The organism is Lysinibacillus sp. NPDC056232 (assembly GCF_042267565.1).
GTDB lineage: Bacteria > Bacillota > Bacilli > Bacillales_A > Planococcaceae > Lysinibacillus.
The window spans coordinates 222,764-245,358 of the sequence record NZ_JBHJTF010000002.1 but is presented as its reverse complement, the minus strand read 5'-3'; the positions used below and the strand labels follow the sequence as shown (position 1 = coordinate 245,358).

The following is a 22,595-nucleotide window of genomic DNA, read 5'->3' as shown; positions in this document are numbered from 1 at the left end:
CTACCTGCCTTCGTTAAAACTTATTGCCAACACAACATCGGTTGTGTAAATAAGAAAGTCTTATGGAACAGAAGATAAATCAAAGATGTTGTACACAGGACATGGCAACACCATCTGTGGAGAGCTTTGTAACGCTTCTCTTAAGTACATAAGAACCCCACTGCTTTAGCTGTGGGAGTAGTCAGAATGAGGATGAACGGATTTTAGTACCTATTTTCACAATGTTGGAACATGGTTTAGAGAAGCAAGAGATCATTAAATTACTACAAGAATTACCTGCTACTTTAAAAGTGAAAAAAGAGCAGCTCGATATACAGCATCACAGAATTTTACTTTTTAACTGTAAATCCTTTGTGAAAAGCTTTTATATTAAAACAAATGGGAAGCCTAAGTTCACAGCTCTTCATAAAAGCATCGAAGCATGTCTCGATGAATTATAGGGAAATTGGTTCATCCCCAAAAGTTGGAGGTAATATTTTATTAAAATGAATGCCATGTATAAGCGTTGATTAGAATGTAGACTCACCGCTTACAGGAAAGCGCTCAGTCTGAACGGGAATTAACAAAATATTAGTATTTTGTAATTATTGACAGACGAAAATAAGTTTGTTAAGATGAGTGACAATAAAAGCATACAAATTCGTTGATGAGAAAGAGTAGTGTTTCATTTTGTTCTACAGAGAGCCGACATATTGGTGGAAGTCGGTGTGCAAGTGTTACATGAAGATCCTCTCTGAGAAGATTGGCTGAACATAGTAAGCTAATTCGGGTGTCTACCGTTAAAAAGAACACGTATGATTGTACGTTGCTGAGTGCTATTGAACGATGTTTCAATAGAATTAGGGTGGTATTCGCGGTTAACCCCGTCCCTTACTTGGGACGGGGTTTTTGTATGCCTTTTATACAAAATTAATTGTATAGGAGGAACTAATATGCAAGCAGAACAAAAAAAGGAAACAACGGTTGAACGAGAAACACGGATTCGAGCATTGTGGGAGAAAGAAGGCACGTTTGCAACATCCGTGACAAATCGTGTTGGACAGCAGCCTTTTGTATTTTATGAAGGACCGCCAACAGCAAATGGATTACCACACGTAGGTCACGCATTTGGCAGAACGATTAAAGATGTCGTGGCTCGTTATAAAACGATGCAAGGCTATTTAGTTGAACGTAAAGCAGGCTGGGATACACATGGCTTGCCTGTAGAGTTGGGCGTAGAAAAAAAGCTAGGTATTTCTGGCAAGCAAGAAATTGAGAAATATGGTGTTGAACAATTTATTCAAGAGTGTAAGGGAAGTGTCTTTACTTATGAGAAGAAATGGCGCACCTTTACAGAGCAGCTAGGCTATTGGATTGACATGGATGACCCTTATTTAACACTAAGCAATGATTACATTGAGTCCGTTTGGAATATTTTAAGCCATGTGCACAAGGAAAAGCTTTTGTATAAGGGGCACCGCGTTTCGCCCTATTGCCCTAGTTGTCAAACATCATTAAGTTCTCATGAGGTTGCGCAGGGCTATAAGGATGTCAAAGATTTATCTGTAACGGCAATGTTTAAGCTGAAGGACAAAGATGAGTATTTTCTTGGCTGGACAACGACTCCATGGACATTACCTGCCAATGTTGCCTTGGCAATGAATCCTAAGCTCGTGTATGTTCGAGTGAAGCAGCACGATAAAGTATATATCTTGGCAAAATCATTAGTGGAAAAGGTTTTTACTGAACCCGTTGAAATATTAAGTGAGCATAATGGGCATGAATTTGAAGGCGTATCGTACATTCCTCCATTTTCTTATATCACAGTTGATAAGGGCCATGTTGTTGTGCTAGCGGATTACGTTACTGAGCATAGTGGAACTGGAATTGTTCATATCGCGCCTGCCTATGGGGAGGACGATTATAAAACGGTTCAGCAAAATGGGCTATCGTTTGTCAATGTTGTTGATTTGAAAGGCTGTTATACAGAAGAGGTTCCAGAGCTTGTCGGTAAATTTGTGAAAGATTGCGATGTCGACATTATTAAAATGCTCGCTAAAGATGAGCTATTGTTTGATAAGGAAAAATATGAGCATAGCTATCCTCATTGCTGGCGCTGCGATTCACCTTTGCTTTATTATGCGACTGACAGTTGGTTTATCAACATGTCTGCATTGAAAGATAAGCTGTTACAAAATAATGATCAAGTCACATGGTATCCTGAGCACATTAAACACGGTAGATTCGGTAATTTCTTGGAAAACCTAGTGGACTGGAATATTAGCCGAAATCGCTATTGGGGAACGCCACTAAATGTGTGGGTGTGTAAGGTTTGTGGTCATGAAGAAGCGCCAAACAGTATTGCTGCCTTAAAAGTGTTATCGAAGAGCACTTTACAAGACATAGAGCTTCATAAGCCGTATATTGATGAAGTTGTTTGTACTTGTCCAAATTGTAATGGTGATATGGATCGTACACCTGAAGTCATTGATGTATGGTTTGATAGTGGTTCAATGCCATTTGCTCAGCAACATTATCCTTTTGAAAATCTTGATACGTTTAACAATCAATTCCCAGCTGATATTGTCATCGAAGGCATCGACCAGACACGAGGCTTTTTCTATAGTTTATTAGCAGTTTCGACTTTATTCACAGGAAAGGCACCTTACAAAAATGTCCTTTCCTTAGGGCATGTTTTAGATGAGCATGGGCAGAAAATGTCGAAAAGCAAAGGAAATGCATTAGAGCCAGTTGAACTGATAGAGCAGTACGGGGCGGATGCGTTGCGATGGGCATTTTTAGTCGACAGTTCACCTTGGAATCCTAAACGTTTTTCAAAAAAAATAGTGATGGACGCGAAATCAAAACTAGTTGATACGCTAGATAATACGTTCAAATTTTATCAACTATATGCAGAAATAGATGATTTCCAGTACGATGCTAACAAGACTGGCACTCGCACAAAACTAGATCATTGGATATTGTCTCGATTACATCATACAATTCAGCTTGTGACTAAATCTATGGACGATTATCAATTTACACAAGCAACACGTGAGATCGGTAAGCTTGTGGAGGAGCTAAGTAACTGGTATATCCGTCGCTCACGAGCAAGATTTTGGGCTAACGGATTGTCAGAAGATAAACGAGGTGCCTACAGTACACTGTATGAGCTACTAACGACAATTTGTCAATTACTAGCACCTTTCACGCCATTTATCGCAGATGATTTATATCAACAATTATGCGGAAAAAGCGTTCATTTGCAAAACTACCCAACATTCAATGAAACGCTTGTTAATACGAAGCTTGAAAAAGAGATGGCAAATATTTTAACAATTGTAGAGCTAGGTCGCAGCATCCGTAATAGTCAAGGCATTAAAGTTAAGCAACCTTTAAGTGAAATGATTGTCTCTGTTGACAGTGAACTAACAGATTATCAACCATATAGCGAGCTTGTGAAAGATGAATTAAACATAAAAGAATGCCTTTGGACAAATGATTTCTTTGCATATGAAACGGTTCATTATAAACTTAATTTTAAAACAGCAGGTGCAGCATTTGGAGCAAAAGTGAACAAAGTAAAAGATTACGTAGTGAATTTAAATGATGAGGAGAAAAAATTATTACAACAAACAGGTTCAGTTGCGTTAACGATTGATGGGGAACAGCTAACATTGTTAAAAGCGCACGTGTTAACAGAATCCGTTGTAAAGGACCAGTACATCTTAGCCGAAGAAGCTTCTTGTCGAGTCCTTTTGAATGTTCAGCTGACAACTAGCTTACTTGAGGAAGGGCAAATTAGGGAACTAATTCGCACAATTCAAGATACACGTAAAAAATGGCAACTTCCTGTTGAGCAGTATGTATCGATTTCGATTGCTGGAAGTGCCAAGGCAACAACTATTATCCAGCAGCATGAAGCGTTACTAAAGGCAAATGTGTTGTTAAATGATATTCATTATATGAGTGACGATCATGGTGAACGATATATAGAGACAGAAGTGTTTGATGAAAAAATTTCTGTTTATTTTAAGCTGTAAAATCTTTAATGCTCAGGTATACCCGGGAACTGATCGGGTAGACAGAAGAAGTGATCAGGTAAGCCCGGAAACTGAGTCGACAGAAGAAGTGATCGGGTAAGCCCCGAAACTGCTCAGGAGTCGCCAGAAAAAAAGCACAGGTACCAGTATTTTATTAAAAGTCAAGAGTTAAAGTAATGCACTTAATATTTCAGGATCTTATAAACAATGTGCAACATAATAATATGCTATTTTTAAGCTGAACTAATTTTGATATTAGTTCAGTTTTTATTTGTGTTTAAAGATATAGTTTGAGTATATTTAATAAAAGTATGGTATCTGTAAATTTTTTTATCCGTTATTCAACTCCCATGAAAGAACTTAATCATCTTTCATTTACTGTGGTGAAGAGCTGATTTTTGCGCTTCATGGATGGCTAACGGAGCAGATATATCAAAGGGCAATATTAAATTACATCACTATATTGAGTGAATATCTGAAAAAAATGTGCAGTAAGTGAGGTGTGAACTAAATATGTATATGAGGAAAGAAACTATAAAAAGGGCCACTCGGTGGAAAGTGACCCTAAACCAAAAAATCAGAAGGGAGGTGCCTAGCTATTATTATTTATTGACCATCATAGCTATCAACAGATGTTTTTGTTAATACGAACTATTCATGAAACTAGCACCGACAATAATTAGAAGAATGAACAGTACAACGATTAAAGCGAATGGGTTTCGTTCGCGACGCTCTTCGCGAAATTCTCCGCAGTATTCCATAAAATATCCCTCCTTTCTATAATCTATAATATGTATAGTAGTAAAAATGAAGTTGGCATTAATCTAATCAATATTTTCTTTTGCAAATTTTATAATCATATTACGTATTTTGAGGGATAAACGATAAAAATGCGAAATAGGAGGTTTCCGCTTTTGAAGAAAAGACAGAAAAGGAACGATTAAAGGAACATTTAATAGCGCTTGCTAATGATGGCAGAGAGTTCAAATCTAAAGAAGCGAAAGAAAAATGATTAAAAGATACGTATGCTGGTTTAGGAACAGCTTATACAAAGTATTATTTGAAAGGTTATTTTGAATCACCCTATACTTAAAAGATTATATTAATACTGAACTGAAACACCTACACATAATGAACTCGCAGAAGAACTTGATGAAATCGCAAAAGAGATTTTGGAAATAATCTAAGAAAATATCCCTTATTCAACCAAAGGGTACGATCGTTTAAGATAAACAGTCGCTTTTTATGCTAACAGGGCAGTTTAGTTCAAGAAGGAATGGGTTAATATTTACGGAATATGTAATAAAGGATGCGAAGAAAATGCTAAAGCAAGAAGAAAAGATTAACGAGATTATTTATAATAACACTGCTTACTATAACGGAAAGTATAGGCATTTCCCGACGATTTCAGGGTTAAAAATGGTATATTTGATGAGATTATTAGTTCTGATTCAACCACGGATTACATAAGGATTACACCGTTCTATATAAATGAAAAATTGGATTTGCAAATCGAGTTCGAGGAATTTATGTTTTACATTGAATGTAGAGATTGGTTTGACGAAAAAATTCAAGAGAAGCACATCTTAGAATGTCTTGACCCTATTGATACACCATATAGTCAATTATTATTGAAAGTGTTGTCCATTGGATAACGGTATTAAGCATAAATTCTTTTACATTGTCCGTATCAAGCCCTTTACTATATAGCCATAGAAAAATTGGAAATATTAAACCATTGTAAAGAACCTGATAGGGCCTAGATTTAACATAAACTGGTGATTTTAAAAAAGTGGTTCCTGCCTGTTTCGCATTTTGAACACCATAAAATTTATTGGCGATTAACATAAGTATAAATACTACTAATGTTGCGACTGAATAAGCAAGCAACATCCATAATAAAGACATACCTAAATTATTAAACAATTAACTTCACCAAACTTTCGTAATCTAACAAATTACACCAATACCGATATACATTATCCTATAAAATCAAGTGATTATAAATGGAATATTCTAAAAATAGACACTGTTACTTCGATTTCTTAACTAAGTGGTACGAACTTTAATAAGGAAAATCATTTATTCAACAAACACAACTAAAAGCTGAACTAATATCAAAATTAGGTCAGCTTAAAAATAGCATATTATAATGTTGCACATTGTATATAGGATCCTGGAATATTAAGTGCATTACTTTAACTCTTGTCTTTTAATAAACCAGTATTCTGAGCGTTTTTTTATGTAAATAGATTACACTAAACCACTAAGAAGATAGAGAGCGGTTGCCCAAATAAAAATCGCTGAGCATTTATTAAAAATATTCATAAGCTTTCCAGAGCTATCAAGTCTTTTCAAGGATGCTCCAGCAATGATAAGGCCGAAAAACCACAACCAAGAAATCAAAACACATGCAGCAGTGAACAATATTTGCTCTGTGCCACTATATTTTAAAGCACTCGTTCCAATAACGCCTATTGTGTCTAGAATGGCATGTGGATTTAAGAGAGAGACAGACAGTGCGAATAAAATTTGTTTTTTTACAGGTAGTGCTTCGTTATTATCGGCAGTTGCCGGATTTGAACGCCAAATTGAATAGCCCATATAAAGAAGGAAAAGTATACCGACACTCATTAAGGCGATCCGTAACCACTCAAATTGCAACACGATTATAGATAAACCAAATACCGCAAGTAGGATTAGAAGCGTATCACAAATTGCAGCTGTTATGCCTGCAGGTAAGGCACGAACTAGATGTGACTGTGTTGCACCTTGAGAAAAGACAAAGACATTTTGTACGCCTAAAGGTAAAATAAGTCCAAATGCTAAAATCATTCCATGAAGAAATGCTTCCAATGTTATTCCCTCCTTTCACTAACTATTCTAGATGTGTTATAACTAAAAGAAAACGACCAATTGGATGGTTTTTTATCCATCCAATTTTAACTTCTTTCAGCGGGTACATAAACACCCGCTGAAAGAAGTTAAAGCTTCCGGCGGATGTCATGGAATCGGAAAGGAGTTCAAGAGGATGTTAGCCTAAAATCATCGCATCCATGCGATAACGGCTAACTGACCTGCGTCGTGCAGGCCTAAGCACAAAGCCGATTCCGGACGCAATTATGCCGAGGCATAATTGATATGTTTGGGGTGATACAAATGAACTGGCAGCCAAATAGACAAGGTGAAATGACATTACAGCAACAAATTGTGACTTGGATTACTGAGCATATAGAACGGGGAGATTGGGTGGCAGGAACAAAGCTACCGACACAAAGACAGCTTGCTTTGCAGTTCGGGGTAAATCGGAGTACAGTTCAGCAGGCGTTAGAAGAGTTAAAAGCAGCAGGAATATTGGAATCGAAGGTAGGCTCAGGTATTTATGTAGCTCCAAATTCCTGGTATTCATTAATTACACAAACACAGCCAAATTGGCAAACCTATATTGATACAAGCCTTCATAAGCCAAATTATCATACCATTCAATTAATCAATGAATACGAGCAACGCGATGATATCATTCGATTAGGTACCGGGGAGCTAGCACCAACTTTATTGCCCACTGCTGAAATTGAAGCGTCATTAAAAGAGCTTTCTTTGCAACCGAAAGCTTTAGGCTATTCATCACCGCAGGGTAGTGACGGACTCAGAGAGGCGATTTGCGAATATGTGGAAAAAAGAGGGATCCATGCAAAGCCTCAAAATGTATGTATTGTATCTGGTGCACTTCAGGCATTGCAGCTCATTGCTGTTGGGCTACTTGAGCAAGGTTCTATCGTATTCCAGGAACAAACATCTTATTTAAATTCAGTCCATCCATTCCAGTCTGTAGGCATGCAAATGCTGTCTATCCATCGAGATGAACAGCTTGTACAAACATTGGCTCAACGAAAAAGAAAAAGGCAGGCTGTATTTTATGCTGTCCCTACGTTAAATAATCCGACTGGTGGGGTGTGGACTACGCTTGAAAAAAAGCAGCTTTACGAAGCTTGTAAAGCGTCTCGCATTCCCATCATTGAGGATGACGTCTATCATGAATTGCTCTTTGAAGCGGCAACACCCCCAATAAAATCAATGGATGAAAGCGGGCAAGTCCTTTACATTGGGAGTGTTTCGAAAACATTAAGTCCTGGGCTTAGAATTGGTTGGTTAATCGGTCCAACAACCGTCATTGAGCGGTTGGCGGATATAAAAATGCAAACAGATTACGGTTCAAGCGCCATTTCACAGGAAATTGTACTGCATTGGTTGCAATCTGGTAAGTATGAGAAGCATATTAAGAGTTTGCGGAAAGAATTATTACTGAGAGCCAATTTTGTTGAGGGTATATTACAGGAGAACTTTACGGGAATCGCCAGTTGGGAAAAGCCGAAAGGGGGTTTTTATATTTGGCTAAAGTTTCATGAGCCAATCGTTGATAAAGAGTTATTTACTAAGCTATTGCATCGACAAGTTCTCATTAATCCTGGGTATATTTACGATCCTCAAGATACCCAGCATATTCGATTATCATATGCCTATGCAAGCTATGAAGAATTGGAAATTGGACTAAAAATATTATACGAATGTGTTTTGAAGCGGTTGTAAATTCTAGGGGTGAAACACAAGATAATAAAAAGCCTTTCTTTTGATTTAGCTTTGTTCAAAAGAGAGGCTTTGTTTTTATGCTGGAATCAGTTAAAACATCCAGTTACTATTGAATAGCCTTTATCATTTTAATTTGATTGAAATGAAGATCATAACTGTTGTAGCAATCTGTACATTAACTTTTATAATACGACTTTTCACCATCAGCAACTTTGTCTGCAGCGAGTTTTGTTTATGCTTCAAGGGCAGGGGGAATGCTCCGTCATAACTTATATGTTTTATGCTCAGCTAAATAATTTACTAAGCCATTATTATTCAAAATATCAACCATTACTTCGGGCATTTTTGTCCCTGTATAAGATTGTCCATTTACTGTAACAATGCCTGAAATTAGATCTGCCTCAATGATGTCACCGGGCTGAATATGATAATCTTTCAGTTCGATGATGGGTAAGCCGATGTTTATGGCATTTCTAAAGAAAATACGGGCAAAGGATTTTGCAATGATCAATGAAACACCAGCCTTTTTTAATGCAAGTGGTGCTTGCTCGCGTGATGAACCACAACCAAAGTTTTCTCCTGCAACAACAATATCACCCTCTGCTACTTTTTTACTGAACTCTGGATCTAAATCTTCCAGTACATGATCAGCTAGTGATTGTAAATTTAATGTTTTTGTATATTTCCCTGGAATAATACGATCTGTATCGATATTATCGCCATAAACATGGGATTTTCCAATAATTTTCATGGTGGTCACCCCTCGTATATTAGTTGCGGATTTTTAATTTTGCCATGCAATGCAGCTGTTGCTACAAATGCAGGGGATCCAAGGTATATATTTGACTCGCGATTGCCCATCCGCCCTTGAAAATTACGATTTGTTGATGAAACAATAACTTCATTATTTCCCGGAACTCCTAAATGCGTGCCTACACATGGGCCGCATCCTGATGGCAAGAATGTGGCACCGGCATTTGTTAGAATTTCTACTGTGCCATCTTTTACAGCATCTAAAAAAACTTTACGTGAGGCTGGGGCAATAATTAGACGTACGCTTGGATGAATATGCTTGCCTTTTAATATATTAGCAGCCGCTTGTAAGTCTTCTAAACGGCCATTTGTACAGCTTCCGATAAATGCTTGGTTAATTTCGATTTCTTCAATTTCATCGATTGATTTAACATTATCAGGAGAATGTGGTACAGCAACTTGACTCGTAATTTGGCTTGCATCAATGTCAATTACACACTTGTATGTTGCATTTTCATCAGGCAAAACGTGTTCAAAAGCATAGGGTAGTTGTAACCCAGTTGTATGAATAAAACCAGCCTTTGCTCCCATCTCAATTGACATACTCGCAATTGTCATTCTGCTATCTAATGATAAACCGACCATTGTGGAGCCAGCATACTCAATGGCATCATATGTCGCCCCTTGTATTCCCACGATCCCAACAACATACAGTACGATATCCTTTGCTGATACGCCAGGTTGTAACGACCCATTGATGTTAATAAGAATGGTTTCCGGTACTTTAATCCAAGTTTGACCTGTTAACATTGCTCCGGCTAAGTCCGTTGAACCTACCCCTGTAGAAAATGCTCCGATCGCCCCATATGTACAAGTATGAGAATCGGCACCAAGAATTAATTGACCAGGCTTGGCATGTTCATTTTCAATCATCAATTGATGGCAAATTCCGTCTCCTACATCGTAAAGTTTAACATTATGCTCATTGGCGAATTCACGCATCATGTCATGCAGTGAAGCAATACGCTGATTTGGTGCAGGTGAAGCATGATCAATTACTAATGCCATTTTAGAGGCATCGAATATTTGAACTCCCCCCATATTTTTGAATGCATTGATGGCTAAGGGTGCAGTTGTATCTGATGCCATTAAAAAATCCACATTTACAACTGTGAGTTCGCTAGCAAAGACTACTTTATTTGCGTGAAGCGATACAATTTTCTCAATAATTGTTTGTCTCAAAAAAAGTACCTCCTATTCATCGTTCCACTATATGAAACGCGTTTCCTATTTTGGTTCATCCTAAATAGAATTTAAATGCAACAATAGATGTTTGTCAATGAATTTTTAAAAAATTCAGATAAATAAGAAAAACTGATTTTTGAAGTGAAATAGTGTGTGAAGTAGAAAAAATAAAAAAAGCTTGAAAAAAGTTTAAGGAGGAATTATGGTGGAAATAAGAAAAAGTAAACGCGTTTCACAATGTGGAACATAAAATTGGCTATGTATGATGGATTCAATATAGCAAACAAATATATTGAGGGCGCAAACAGGTGATGAAATTACTGAATTTTTAGATAAATAAGTTATTCAGAAAGTTGAATGGCATTTACGTGCAGTTTTTAATGAGGGGGGTGTGAGCAATTAAGCATTAAATTTTTTATTTAGAGAAAGTTCGAATGATAGGGAGTGAGTTTCCATGGAATGGGATTCAGAAGTAGATGTAATCATCGCGGGTGGAGGTGGAGGCGGTTTGATCGCTGCACTAACATGTGCACAAGCGGGGTTAGAAATAGCATTATTTGAAAAAACAAAGCATTTACTTGGCAATACTGCGGCAAGTGCTGGCATGATTCCGGCTTGTAGTACGGGGTTTCAACGTCAATTAGGCATTGATGATTCTGTTGAAAAAATGACAGCAGATATTTTGATGAAAAACCATAATGAAAGTGATCCAGCTCTGGTGAGGGCTTTAGCAACAGTATCAGGGGAGATGGTGGAATGGATAAATGACTCTTTGCAAATCGAAATGTCTGTCGTTTTGGAATTTAAATATCCTGGTCACAGTGCACTGCGCATGCACGCGCCACCAAGCCGTTCAGGATTAGAGTTAATGAAGAAGCTTAAGAGAAATGTTAATAGACTTGAAAATATTTATCTGCTCCTTCAATCATCTTTGGAGAAACTCATTCAAGATGATAACGGCCATGTGATAGGCATTGAAGTGTCCTCATCAGAAGGCACTCAATACATTAAAGGAAAAAAAGTTGTCATTGCTACAAATGGTTTTGGTGGTAATAAAGAGCTTGTAAAGCAGCATATCCCAGAAATTGCTGTTGCAGCATATTTTGGCTATGAGGCGAACACAGGAGAAGGAATGGAAGCAGGGATTGCCGCAGGTGCTGCTACTAAGAGTTTAACTGCTTATCAAGGTCATGCGGGGATCAATGAAAATACGGGTCTTCTTGTAACCTGGGGTACGATCATGATGGGGGGATTTTATATAAATAGATTAGGTGAACGATTTGCTAATGAAACACAGGGCTATTCAGAGTTTACATGTGAAGTATTAAAGCAACCGGAACAATACGGCTACATTATTTATGATGAGCGCATTCATAGGAACCTTTTACCCATTGAAGATTATAAGCGATTAGCGGAGATGGAAGCGTATAAAACAGCTGAAACTGTTGAAGCTTTAGCACAGGAAATTCAAGTTGATGTCGAACGACTATCGTTTACATTTATGAATTATCGACATCAACAAGATGGACAAGCAGATGCTTTTGGGCGCAAAGTTTTTGATGAAAATCTTGAAGCACCATTTTATGCAATTAAAGTCATTCCAGCATTATTTCATACACAAGGAGGGTTACTCATTAATCAACATGCACAGGTCCTGGATACAAATGGATGTGTAATTCCAAATGTTTATGCTGTTGGAGGCAGTGCTGTCGGTATTTCAGGCAATCATGCTTTTGGTTATTTGTCGAGCAATGGATTGCTTACAGCATTAGGATTCGGGCGCATTGCTGGGCTACATATTGTGGAGTCATTAACTGAAGAGAAAAGGAGGGCAATATTATGACAAGAATTTGGGAGTCAGCGTTAAAAGAAATCGATAAAATTGTCATTAAAAAAGGGGGCTATGGTCAAAGTCGCGGTTTAGGAAAAAAACCTATTCTTATCATTATTGATGCACAACACAATTACATTGGTGCCGACGTACCGATTGAAGATCAATTAGATGAATGGCCAAGTGGAGGCGGCGACGTTGCGTGGAAGGGAATTCGTAAAATTGAGCAATTAAAAGCGCTAGCAGATTCTCAGGGAATTCCTGTGTTATATACACGTAATGTACAGAAGAAAACGATTCAATTTGATTCATTTTCGACAAAGGCGAAGAGAGACCAAACAAAATATTTAGATGGTAATCCTGCATCGGAAATCGTTGAGTGCTTAAAGCCAACTGATCGTGATATCGTGGTGGATAAAAGCTATGCAAGTGCTTTCTTTGGCACACCTATTATTAGCTACTTAGTTAAATTGAAAATTGATACATTAATTATTGTGGGTGGTTCTACTAGTGGCTGTGTTCGGGCAACCGCGGTTGATGCAGTGACGTATAACTTCAATGTTGCAATTGTAGAAGATGCTGTATTTGATCGAATTGAACTTTCACATAAAGCAGCTTTACTGGACTTATGGATGAAATATTGTGATGTTGTGCCATCAACATATATCGAGTCTTATATGAAAAGCGTTTAAAAAGAAACGAAAGGGGTGAAGTAATGTTTGATTTATTAATTAAAAACGGTGAAGTTGTCTTTCCACGCGTTGGTGTGAGAAAAGCGAATATCGGTGTGAAAGATGAAAAAATTGTTGCCATTCTAGATTCCGAAGAAGTTGCAGAAGCAAAAGAGGTCATAGATGCAACTGGACTTCATATTTTACCAGGTGTAATTGATGCCCATCAGCACTTAGGAATTTACAATTCAATAGAAGAAGATTTTTTAGATACGAAGCAACATGCCATTTCTGGTATTACAACGGTCGTTAACTTTGACCGTCAGCCAGTAAGTTATTTAGAGTGGTTTCCAAACGTGAAAAAAGACGTCGGAAAATGGACGTACATTGATTTCACATATAGTTTGGGTATTTTGAAAGAACAGCACTTAGATGAATTAGAAGAACTAGTAGACAGGGAAGGCATTACATCCTTTAAATTCTTCCGCAATTATGAGCGTCAGTTAAACGATAAGTTCAACATTACAGATGGTATAGATTTATCAGCGTATGATTTGGGTCGTATTTTGGCAAAGTTCAAAGAAGTATCACCGAAGCTTTTATTGGCTATACATTGCGAAAACATGGATATAAATCGTAAATTAACAACACAACTTCAAGCGGGTGGTGAAAATGAAGGGCTATCAACATGGAGCAAGACAAGCCCTGGGTATGCAGAAGCAGAATCTTTACTCAGTTCACTTTATTTGAACAAAGTTTATGATGGGAATCTATATATTGTGCACTTAACTTCGGGTGATAGTGTTGAGGTGCTGGAACAGTCAAAGTGGCTAACCGAGGGCAATGTCAAGGTAGAAACTTGCCCACACTATTTATTACTTCACGATGAGCATGAAGTAGGCATTAAAGCGAAAGTAGGACCGCCAATTCATAAACGAGGTGACGGTGAAAAACTATGGGATGGTATTCGAAAAGGGCTTATTAATGCTATTGGGACTGATCATGTGCCGAGTAGTTTAGAAAAAAAACTAGGTGAATCTGGTGATACGTGGGAGACGTTATTTGGCTTCCCAAGTACAGGTGGTTTATTACCATTAATGCTAACAGAGGGTTATGTTAAACGAGATATTCCGTTAGAGCGTATTGCTGATATTATGTCATTATCAATAGCGGAATCTTACAATCTTCCTTCGAAGGGACGTATTGAAATTGGGGCGGATGCTGATTTTGCGATTGTCGATTTTCATACGAAAAAAGTATTGGTGGCGAAAGATATTTCTGAAAATTGTGACTTTTCATTATATGACGGATGGGAGTTAGTTGGTTGGCCAGCTTTTACAGTAAGTAGAGGAGAAATTATTGTAGTTAATGGTAAGACTACCAAAGAAAATGGAAGAGGTAAATTTGTGCATCGATCAATATAAATCTTTTAAAAATGAGAGGAGTAGTGTTATATGAAAAAGTGGTTAGCTGTGTTCATGCTAAGTTTCTTAACTATTGTTTTAGTAGCTTGTAACAGTGACGCTTCAACATCAGGTGATAGTAGTAAAGGAGAATCGATTAAAATTGGTTCACTTCATCCATTGAGCGGAGGCTTAGCACTGGAGGGGCAAGAAATGAAAGATGCAGTGAAATTAGCAATTAAAGAAAAAAACGATGCAGGCGGTATCCAATCATTGGGGAATAAAACAATTGAATTAATAGAGGCAGATCATGAAGGTTCACCAGAAAAAGGGGTTTCGGAAGTACAAAAACTTGATCGTGCAGGTGTAGTAGGCATTGTTGGTGCTTACTCAAGTGGTGTAGCGTTACCAGCCACTCAAGAAGCAGAGCGTTCACGCTTGCCATTTATCGTAGATATTGGTGCAGCGGATGAAATAACAGAACGTGGTTTCAAGTATACTTTCCGTTTACAACCAGCAGCAAGTTCATTTTCCATAGATTTTTTAGAGTACTTTAAAGATTTAAATGAAAATGCAACAGAAAAGCTATCTACTGCTGTCATCGTACATGAAGATAGTGTATTCGGAACTAGTATTGCAAAGGTCATCAAGGACAACGCTGCAAACTATGGTTTAGAAATTTTAGAGGTTTTACCACACGCTTCTTCAACAGCTGATTTATCATCGACAATCAATAAAATTTCTGCTAGTAAGCCAGATATCGTTTTGACAACAACATATCTTCGCGATGGCGTCATGTTGATAGAGGGTATTCAAAATTCTAGCTATACACCTCGTGCAATTATAGGGGTAGCTAACGGTGCATTTAGTAATGCGAAATTTATCACGGACTATCAATCGATTAATAATTTATTAATGGATGTTAACTACACAATTAATCCACATAGTGATCTAGCAAAGGACATAAAAGCAAAATATAAAGAAGCATATGGTCGTGAAATGGGACCAAACGCAGCGTACTCTTTTATGGCGACAACAGTATTACTTGATGCTATTGAACGTGCGGGATCAACAGATCGAGAAGCAATCCGAAAAGCATTAACAGAAACAAACTTAGAAGATCATATTTTGCCTCAAGAAGCAATTCAGTTTGATAAAAAGGGTCAAAATATAAATGCAAAAGCAGTATTAAACCAAATTATTGATGGCGCAACAAAGGTAGTTGGACCAGCTGAGTACTTAGAAGTTAAACCAGTATATCCAAGTAAATAGTAACCAGTGTTCGATATGGCGTACGCTTGTAAACAACAACTCGAGAAAAGCGTTCGCCCTTTTATTTAGGGATGAATTGAACAAAGGGGGGAATGTAGCATGAGTGCAGACTTGTTTTTTCAATCATTGATTGATGGCATTTTAATGGGAGGGATTTACGGGCTTGTAGCAATAGGTTTAACGCTGATTTTCGGCGTTATGAAAATCATCAACTTTGCACAAGGCGCTTTGATGATGGTTGGAATGTATGTAACATATTGGTGCTTTGATTTAATGGGATTAAATCCATATCTATCATTACCATTAAGCGCGATTGCATTATTTTTTATTGGGGCTGGATTACAACGTGGTGTACTTCAACGTATGGCAGATGCTCCAGACCACAATCAGTTATTAGTTACGCTCGGGATTTCATTATTTATTGAAAACTTAGCGTTAGTTATATTTAAGCCTGATTTCCGAAGTGTAACTGTTGATGGACTACCTGCAACAATTTCTCTTTTTAATTTAAATATTCATACGACAAAGTTCATTGCCTTTATTTGCACAGCAGTTTTAGCAGTCGGTCTTTTCTTTTTCTTAAAAAAGACATTTATTGGGCGTGCAATTCGTGCAACGTCAATTAACGGCCAGGGTGCATCACTTGTTGGGGTTAATATTAAGCGAATAAATTATATTGCTTTTGGTATTGGTGCAGCATTAGCGGGGGTTGCTGGTACATTAATTACACCATTCTTCTACACATCACCGACAGTAGGAGCTAGCTTTATATTAAAAGCTTTCGTAGTTGTGGTGTTAGGGGGATTAGGTAATTTCTTAGGCGCTTTAATAGGTGGAATTTTAATAGGAGTCAGTGAGGCATTAGGTGGCGTATTATTACCGGGTAGTTTAAAGGATTTAATGACATACCTAATCTTTATTCTCATTCTATTACTGAAGCCGAACGGTCTGTTTGGAGGTAAAGTGCGATGAAAAAATCATATATTTTATACTTGATTGCCGTTATGGGTATTGCTCTTTTTCCACTTTTTACTGACAACCAATACTTCATTCATTTGGGAATTTTGATTTTGTACTATGCTTTAGTGAGTCAGGCATGGAATATTTTAAGTGGCTATGCAGGGCAATTTTCATTCGGTCATGCCATATTCTTTGGAACAGGTGCATACGCATCGGCAATTTTACTAATAAAGTATAATATTTCGCCTTGGATTGGAATGGTTATAGGTGCAATTGTGGCGATATTAATTGCTTTATTAATTGGCTTCCTATCATTTCGGTATAAGCTACGTGGCGCATATTTCTCGTTAGGGACACTTGCATTTGCTGAAATTTTACGAATCACCGTACAAAATATGGATTTCTTCAATAAAACTATGGGGATATTATTACCAATCGGGAGTAATCCGCTTATGTTCCAATTTGAATCTCGTATGACGTATTACTATGTGATTTTAGTTTTAACGATTTTCGTAACACTCTTAACTTATTTCATCGGTAAATCACGTTTAGGCTTCAATTTGATTGCCATTCGTGAAAACGAAGATGCAGCCCAATCACTGGGGGTAAATACCTTTAAAAATAAAATGATGGCAATAGCAATTAGTGGTGCACTTACGTCAGTGGGCGGTACATTTTATGCGCAATATCTATTGTACATAGACCCACCAACAACATTTGGAAACGATGTATCCGTATCTATTATTCTACCAGCCATTTTAGGAGGGATGGGAACTATATTAGGACCATTCATGGGTGCATTAATTATCGTACCGCTTGGTGAATTAACATCTCACTTTTTTGGTGGCTTTGCTGGGGTTCATTTGATGGTATACGGTTTAATTTTAGTATTAGTAATTTTATATCTACCAGAAGGTTTAGTTGGTTGGTTCCAAGAAAAAATACGTTTGCGAAAATTAAAGAAGGAGGGGAAAGTGAATGACATTGCTAAAGCTTGAAAATGTTGAAAAAAGGTTCTCAGGCTTAGTAGCCGTCAATAATGTTAGTTTGCAACTAAATGAAGGCGAAATCCTTGGATTAATAGGTCCCAATGGCGCTGGTAAAACTACGCTTTTCCATTCTATTTGTGGCTACCATACACCTACAAAGGGAATAATATTATTAAATGGTGAGTCTATTCATGGTTTAAAACCGGAGTATATGTGTGAGCGAGGTATTGCACGGACGTTCCAAATTGTACAACCATTCGGTAACTTAACTTTACTAGAAAATGTAATTGTAGGTGCCTTTAATAAGGTGGGTACATACAAAGAAGCAAGTGAAGTTGCGGTGCAGCAGCTTGAATATATGGGCATGGCACATAAAGCATATGATCGCATGAAGGATTTAACATTTGCTGAGCAAAAGAAGGTTGAGGTAGCACGCGCATTAGCAACAAAGCCAAAGATATTGTTTTTAGATGAAGTGATGTCTGGATTAAATCCAACGGAAGTAAATGAGTTTATAGACCTAATCAAAGATATTCGTAATAGCGGTGTGACGATTTTCTTTATTGAGCATTTAATGTCAGCTGTTATGACATTATCAGACCGAGTAGTCGTTATGCACCTTGGAGAAAAAATTGCAGAGGGTGCACCAAAAGAAGTAACGAAAGACCCACGTGTTGTTGAAGCATACTTAGGTGGGGAGGTTGTCACTGATGCTTAAAGTTGAAAATTTAAACGCGGGATATGGCAGTCTGAATATTTTACGTAATTTAAGTTTTGAAATCCAACAGGGTGAAGTTGTAAGTATTTTAGGAACAAATGGAGCGGGGAAGACAACAACATTACGTGCCATTTCAGGTTTGATCCCAGTGAAGTCGGGAGTCATCCATTTTGATAATCAAATTCTTAATAAAAAATCAGCTGAATATATTGTCAAAGCTGGTTTAGTACAGGTTCCAGAAGATCGAAAGCTATTCTCAGATATGACAGTGCTGGAAAATTTAGAAATGGGAGCTTATACTAGGAAAGCACGTACCAATTTAAAAAAGAATTTGGAATATTGTTATGAGTTGTTTCCAATTTTAGAAGAACGAACAACTCAAATTGCTGGTACAATGAGTGGTGGACAACAGCAAATGCTAGCAATTGGTCGCGCTTTAATGGCTGAACCTAAGTTATTGATTTTAGATGAGCCTTCTATTGGATTATCACCTTTATTAACAAAACAAGTTTTTGATATTATTTCAGAAATTAAAAAGAATGGTGTTACGATTTTGTTAGTTGAACAAAACGTAAATCAGGCATTGCAACTTGCTAATCGTGGCTATGTTATTGAAAACGGTGAAGTAGTAATGAGTGGAACTGCACAAGAACTTCTAAATGATGAAATGCTAAAAGCATCTTATTTAGGTATTACAAAATAAAACCCAAATACGAGTAGGTGACACATTGATAAAAGCAATTGAAAAAATGATGGAAATTTTATCTTTATTTTCATTAGATAAACCGGAATTATCGATTAAAGAAATCCAACAAAAATTACAAATGCCTAAAAGTACAATTTTCCGTATTTTAAATACACTTGAGCAGGATGGTTATATCATCAAAAATGATGCGACTCATTTATATTCACTAGGATATCAATTTTTTAGATTAGGAAGTATTTATCAAAATCATCTTGATTACCGTCATATTGCTTTACCAGAAATGCGTAAGGTGATGTTGGAAACGCAAGAAACAGTAGAATTAAATATACTCGATGGAATCAGTCGTGTATGTATAGAAAAAATTGATTCGCCATTAGATGTTCGAAATTTTGTACGGGTTGGTGAACGAAAGCCCGCTCACTTAGGTGCCTCCGGTAAAGTGTTATTAGCGTTTTTAGAAGAATCAGAGCAAATGAGCATTCTAAAGGAAGTTCAGCTAGAAGAAGACATTGATATAAAAAAAGTTCTAAATGATCTTCAGCAAATTCGTAAAGATGGCTATGCATTTACACAAGGAGAACGTATTGTTGGTACATATGCAATTGCCGCACCGATTCTAGGGATCAATGGCACAATTATTGCAGGCCTTACGATTGCCGGACCACTGCAACGAATATCTGAAGAAAAAGCAGCTTTGTTGAAAGTGAAATGTATTGAAAGTGCAAAGATGATATCTAAATATGTAGGCTATTTTGAATAGAAATTAGTCTACATCATGCGTTCCATTGTAAAGAAAATGATGAATCGTTTATTTCAATTAATAGAAGAAAATACGATAGCGGGAAAAATTTTAATTAGATACAATTGGTACACTTATTATTGGGATGCATGAAAAAATGTACAACAATTTGAAGCATTAATTGTAGGTGATTTTACACTTATTGCATCCGACAAAAAAATCAATAAACTAACAGCAGCATTTATTAATGGGTGTCACTTCTGTTGCAATTGAATTAGATGAAGGCAATCAGTGAAGTAAAGGACACCCTGCTGTCCACGCAAAATGGCAGCAAAGGTTTCAATCATTGAGCAAATCTAGCTAAATATACTTGATGACTCAACAGTTCATTAAACATCCGGGAATTAATACACTATTTTACTGAAAATAATCTGAATATTCTGTCTTATATAGCGATTTGTGAATTATTTCCTTTACCGAGCATAGAAGAGCAACCAACAATGAAACGTATCAATAACCTTAAAAATATGATGCTATCAATTAGCAGGAGGAGGGATTTCAATGAGGATGGGGCCATTAAAGGGAGTACGAATTTTAGATTTATCAACAATGATTGCAGCGCCATATGGGGCAACGTTATTAGCTGATTTTGGCGCGGAGGTCATTAAAATTGAAATGCCTAATAGAGGAGATTCACTACGTAGTATGGGGCCGTTTAAAGGAGATGAACCACTTCGCTGGCCAGCGCTTGCGCGTAATAAAAAATCCTTAACACTTGATCTACATGGCGAAGAGGGGCAAATGATATTAAAAAAACTGATTACTAAGTCAGATGTTATCATTGAAAATTTTAGACCAGGTACATTAGAAAAATGGGGACTTAGCTACGAGATATTAAAAGAAGCAAATCCAGATATTATTCTCGTGCGTGTAAGTGGCTACGGACAAACAGGACCATATGCACATAAAGCAGGCTTTGGTACGCCCGCAACGGCATTTAGTGGCTTTACATATTTACATGGCTATACAGATCGTCCGCCAATTAGTCCATCTTTCTCATTAGTAGACTACATTACAGGTGTATATGTTGCGTTTGCAACTAGCACAGCGCTATTCTACCGTGATACAAAGGAAGGAAAAGGGCAAATGGTTGATATTGGTCTATATGAATCTGTGTTCCGCATGATGGAATTCCTTGTAGCTGACTATGACCAAAATGGTGTTATTAAAGAGCGATCACCGGGCTTAAGTGGGCACTCTAGTCCTGCAGGGACATTTCAAACGAAGGATGGACATTGGGTTGTATTAGTAACAAGCTCAGATCGTACATTTGAACGCCTTGCTTCTGCGATGAACCGAGAGGATATGTTAGTAGACGAGCGCTTCTATACAAACAAAGTTCGTCTTGAAAACTTTAATTTAACAAATGGAATTGTAGCGGAATGGGTGAAATCATATCACCGTGATGAGCTACAAAAGAAGCTCGATGAATTTGGTGTGCCGATTAGCCCAATCATCAGCATTGAAGATATTTTCAATAATGAGCAATATCAAGCACGTGAGAACATTGTAGAGGTTGATCATCCGCGTTTAGGTAAAATTAAAATGCCGGGGATTGTGCCGAAATTCTCTGAAACACCGGGAGCTATCGTAAATGTGGGACCTGATTTAGGCGAACATAATGAATACATTTTAAAACAAATTATCGGCTTAACAGATGAGGAAATCGAGAGTTTGAAAAATAAAGAAATTATTTAGGAGTTGATCGAAATATGTTGGATCCAGTAATGATTACAGAAGTCAGTCCTCGTGATGGATTTCAAATAATTAAAGAGAACATTCCTACAAATGATAAAGTAAATATTATCAATCGTTTAATAGACTGTGGCTTTAAACAAATTGAAGTTACTTCTTTCGTTCATCCTAACGCTGTACCACAACTTAGTGATGCGAGTGAAGTGTTAAAAAGGATGCGTCGTGACAGAGATGTTATTTTCCGAGCACTAATTCCGAACTTAAAAGGGTTAGAGCGTGCTATTGAAGCAGGCGTAAACAAGGTAAAGCTAATGCTATCATCAACAGATTCTCATAGCCTACACAATGCTAATGCGAGAACACTAGATGCTATGAAAGATTTTCCTGGAATTTCACGAAGTTGTAGGGAAGCGGGCATTAAGGCATCGGGTTCTATTTCGGTGGCATTTGGTTGCCCATACGAAGGGCATGTACCAATTGAACGACATATTATGCTGTGTGAGAAATATGACGAAATAGGTATTACTGATATATCTTTGGCCGATACAACAGGTATGGCTAATCCTTACGCAATAAAGGAGATTGTAAAAACATTACGTGAAAAATTCCCTCATTTCCACTTTTCCCTCCACCTTCATAATACTAGGGGGATGGCTTTTGCCAATGCGGTTGCAGGCTATGAAGCAGGTATTCGAGATTTCGATAGCTCCATTGCAGGCCTTGGAGGGTGTCCATATGTACCGTTAGCAACTGGAAATATTGCGACAGAGGATATTATCCATAGCTTTGAGGAAATGGGCATTACGACCAATATCGATTTAGATGCTGTATTAGCACTAGCTCGTGAAGTACAGCAAAGGTTCCCTTACTATGCTAGTAGCTTTCTAGTAAAAGCGGGGAAAAATTCTGAGTTAAGTATTTCTCCAGGCGGACAAAGAAAGTAG

At 37.4% G+C, this 22,595-nt stretch carries 18 protein-coding genes, 1 pseudogene and 1 other annotated feature; of the genes and pseudogenes, 14 read left to right on the top strand and 5 right to left on the bottom strand.

All coding sequences use genetic code 11. The annotated features are described in order from the left end of the window. Positions 1 to 194: 194 nt before the first annotated feature. Positions 195 to 440 (top strand): annotated as a pseudogene (locus tag ACFCYJ_RS03260) (DUF2785 domain-containing protein); the annotation flags it as partial. 194 nt (positions 441 to 634) lie between these two features. Beyond that, positions 635 to 874, top strand: a binding site (T-box leader). Between the two features lie 58 nt (positions 875 to 932). Further along, positions 933 to 4,022 carry an isoleucine--tRNA ligase gene (ileS, locus tag ACFCYJ_RS03255; protein WP_376070596.1) on the top strand — a complete coding sequence of 1,030 codons (3,090 nt, stop codon included), beginning with the start codon at positions 933 to 935 and terminating at the stop codon, positions 4,020 to 4,022. Positions 4,023 to 4,663: 641 nt separating this feature from the next. Here ileS and ACFCYJ_RS03250 read toward each other — a convergent pair. From ACFCYJ_RS03250 to ACFCYJ_RS03240, 3 genes are all read right to left on the bottom strand, one after another. Continuing rightward, complete coding sequence (locus ACFCYJ_RS03250; RefSeq protein ID WP_376070593.1) at positions 4,664 to 4,783, bottom strand: YjcZ family sporulation protein; 120 nt, start codon at positions 4,781 to 4,783, stop codon at positions 4,664 to 4,666. Between the two features lie 841 nt (positions 4,784 to 5,624). Further along, a complete protein-coding gene (locus ACFCYJ_RS03245) occupies positions 5,625 to 5,948 on the bottom strand; it encodes a hypothetical protein (RefSeq protein WP_376070590.1) in 324 nt (107 codons plus the stop codon). 327 nt (positions 5,949 to 6,275) lie between these two features. Continuing rightward, on the bottom strand, positions 6,276 to 6,878 hold the full coding sequence (locus ACFCYJ_RS03240; RefSeq protein ID WP_376070587.1) for a LysE/ArgO family amino acid transporter: 603 nt from the start codon (positions 6,876 to 6,878) through the stop codon (positions 6,276 to 6,278). A 303-nt stretch (positions 6,879 to 7,181) separates the two neighbouring features. Between ACFCYJ_RS03240 and ACFCYJ_RS03235 the strand changes: the two genes are divergently transcribed. Next, entirely contained in the window at positions 7,182 to 8,609 is a 1,428-nt protein-coding gene (locus tag ACFCYJ_RS03235; RefSeq protein WP_376070585.1) for an aminotransferase-like domain-containing protein, read from the top strand. Between the two features lie 262 nt (positions 8,610 to 8,871). On the opposite strand, the gene ACFCYJ_RS03230 is transcribed toward ACFCYJ_RS03235, so the two are convergent. Next, positions 8,872 to 9,360, bottom strand: coding sequence for a 3-isopropylmalate dehydratase small subunit (locus ACFCYJ_RS03230; RefSeq protein WP_376070583.1), 489 nt, complete (start codon positions 9,358 to 9,360; stop codon positions 8,872 to 8,874). 5 nt (positions 9,361 to 9,365) lie between these two features. After that, entirely contained in the window at positions 9,366 to 10,604 is a 1,239-nt protein-coding gene (locus ACFCYJ_RS03225) for a 3-isopropylmalate dehydratase large subunit (RefSeq protein WP_376070580.1), read from the bottom strand. A 457-nt stretch (positions 10,605 to 11,061) separates the two neighbouring features. Here ACFCYJ_RS03225 and ACFCYJ_RS03220 point away from each other — a divergent pair, with 457 nt between their 5' ends. From ACFCYJ_RS03220 to ACFCYJ_RS03170, 11 genes are all read left to right on the top strand, one after another. Next, positions 11,062 to 12,450 (top strand): FAD-dependent oxidoreductase, encoded by a 1,389-nt coding sequence (locus tag ACFCYJ_RS03220; RefSeq protein ID WP_376070578.1) that lies wholly within the window; start codon positions 11,062 to 11,064, stop codon positions 12,448 to 12,450. Next, entirely contained in the window at positions 12,447 to 13,130 is a 684-nt protein-coding gene (locus tag ACFCYJ_RS03215; protein ID WP_376070575.1) for an isochorismatase family protein, read from the top strand. Before ACFCYJ_RS03220 ends, ACFCYJ_RS03215 begins: the two co-directional genes overlap by 4 nt. Before the next feature lie 23 nt (positions 13,131 to 13,153). Then, a complete protein-coding gene (locus tag ACFCYJ_RS03210; protein WP_376070572.1) occupies positions 13,154 to 14,533 on the top strand; it encodes a dihydroorotase in 1,380 nt (459 codons plus the stop codon). Positions 14,534 to 14,563: 30 nt separating this feature from the next. Beyond that, positions 14,564 to 15,784, top strand: a complete 1,221-nt coding sequence (locus tag ACFCYJ_RS03205) for an ABC transporter substrate-binding protein (RefSeq protein WP_376070569.1) — start codon at positions 14,564 to 14,566, stop codon at positions 15,782 to 15,784. Positions 15,785 to 15,883: 99 nt separating this feature from the next. Further along, positions 15,884 to 16,756, top strand: coding sequence for a branched-chain amino acid ABC transporter permease (locus ACFCYJ_RS03200; RefSeq protein WP_376070567.1), 873 nt, complete (start codon positions 15,884 to 15,886; stop codon positions 16,754 to 16,756). Then, complete coding sequence (locus ACFCYJ_RS03195; RefSeq protein WP_376070564.1) at positions 16,753 to 17,742, top strand: branched-chain amino acid ABC transporter permease; 990 nt, start codon at positions 16,753 to 16,755, stop codon at positions 17,740 to 17,742. Before ACFCYJ_RS03200 ends, ACFCYJ_RS03195 begins: the two co-directional genes overlap by 4 nt. After that, a complete protein-coding gene (locus ACFCYJ_RS03190) occupies positions 17,723 to 18,451 on the top strand; it encodes an ABC transporter ATP-binding protein (protein ID WP_376070562.1) in 729 nt (242 codons plus the stop codon). Before ACFCYJ_RS03195 ends, ACFCYJ_RS03190 begins: the two co-directional genes overlap by 20 nt. After that, positions 18,444 to 19,154, top strand: coding sequence for an ABC transporter ATP-binding protein (locus tag ACFCYJ_RS03185; protein ID WP_376070559.1), 711 nt, complete (start codon positions 18,444 to 18,446; stop codon positions 19,152 to 19,154). Before ACFCYJ_RS03190 ends, ACFCYJ_RS03185 begins: the two co-directional genes overlap by 8 nt. A gap of 46 nt (positions 19,155 to 19,200) precedes the next feature. Continuing rightward, positions 19,201 to 19,917 carry an IclR family transcriptional regulator gene (locus tag ACFCYJ_RS03180; protein ID WP_376070557.1) on the top strand — a complete coding sequence of 239 codons (717 nt, stop codon included), beginning with the start codon at positions 19,201 to 19,203 and terminating at the stop codon, positions 19,915 to 19,917. Between the two features lie 540 nt (positions 19,918 to 20,457). Beyond that, positions 20,458 to 21,654, top strand: a complete 1,197-nt coding sequence (locus ACFCYJ_RS03175) for a CaiB/BaiF CoA transferase family protein (RefSeq protein WP_376070555.1) — start codon at positions 20,458 to 20,460, stop codon at positions 21,652 to 21,654. 14 nt (positions 21,655 to 21,668) lie between these two features. After that, a complete protein-coding gene (locus ACFCYJ_RS03170) occupies positions 21,669 to 22,595 on the top strand; it encodes a hydroxymethylglutaryl-CoA lyase (protein WP_376070553.1) in 927 nt (308 codons plus the stop codon).

Coding starts and splice junctions, on each gene's coding strand:
- ileS (WP_376070596.1), top strand. CDS start 933: ATGCAAGCAGAACAAAAAAAGGAAACAACGGTTGAACGAGAAACACGG.
- ACFCYJ_RS03250 (WP_376070593.1), bottom strand. CDS start 4,783: ATGGAATACTGCGGAGAATTTCGCGAAGAGCGTCGCGAACGAAACCCA.
- ACFCYJ_RS03235 (WP_376070585.1), top strand. CDS start 7,182: ATGAACTGGCAGCCAAATAGACAAGGTGAAATGACATTACAGCAACAA.
- ACFCYJ_RS03230 (WP_376070583.1), bottom strand. CDS start 9,360: ATGAAAATTATTGGAAAATCCCATGTTTATGGCGATAATATCGATACA.
- ACFCYJ_RS03220 (WP_376070578.1), top strand. CDS start 11,062: ATGGAATGGGATTCAGAAGTAGATGTAATCATCGCGGGTGGAGGTGGA.
- ACFCYJ_RS03215 (WP_376070575.1), top strand. CDS start 12,447: ATGACAAGAATTTGGGAGTCAGCGTTAAAAGAAATCGATAAAATTGTC.
- ACFCYJ_RS03210 (WP_376070572.1), top strand. CDS start 13,154: ATGTTTGATTTATTAATTAAAAACGGTGAAGTTGTCTTTCCACGCGTT.
- ACFCYJ_RS03205 (WP_376070569.1), top strand. CDS start 14,564: ATGAAAAAGTGGTTAGCTGTGTTCATGCTAAGTTTCTTAACTATTGTT.
- ACFCYJ_RS03200 (WP_376070567.1), top strand. CDS start 15,884: ATGAGTGCAGACTTGTTTTTTCAATCATTGATTGATGGCATTTTAATG.
- ACFCYJ_RS03195 (WP_376070564.1), top strand. CDS start 16,753: ATGAAAAAATCATATATTTTATACTTGATTGCCGTTATGGGTATTGCT.
- ACFCYJ_RS03190 (WP_376070562.1), top strand. CDS start 17,723: ATGACATTGCTAAAGCTTGAAAATGTTGAAAAAAGGTTCTCAGGCTTA.
- ACFCYJ_RS03185 (WP_376070559.1), top strand. CDS start 18,444: ATGCTTAAAGTTGAAAATTTAAACGCGGGATATGGCAGTCTGAATATT.
- ACFCYJ_RS03180 (WP_376070557.1), top strand. CDS start 19,201: ATGATGGAAATTTTATCTTTATTTTCATTAGATAAACCGGAATTATCG.
- ACFCYJ_RS03175 (WP_376070555.1), top strand. CDS start 20,458: ATGAGGATGGGGCCATTAAAGGGAGTACGAATTTTAGATTTATCAACA.
- ACFCYJ_RS03170 (WP_376070553.1), top strand. CDS start 21,669: ATGTTGGATCCAGTAATGATTACAGAAGTCAGTCCTCGTGATGGATTT.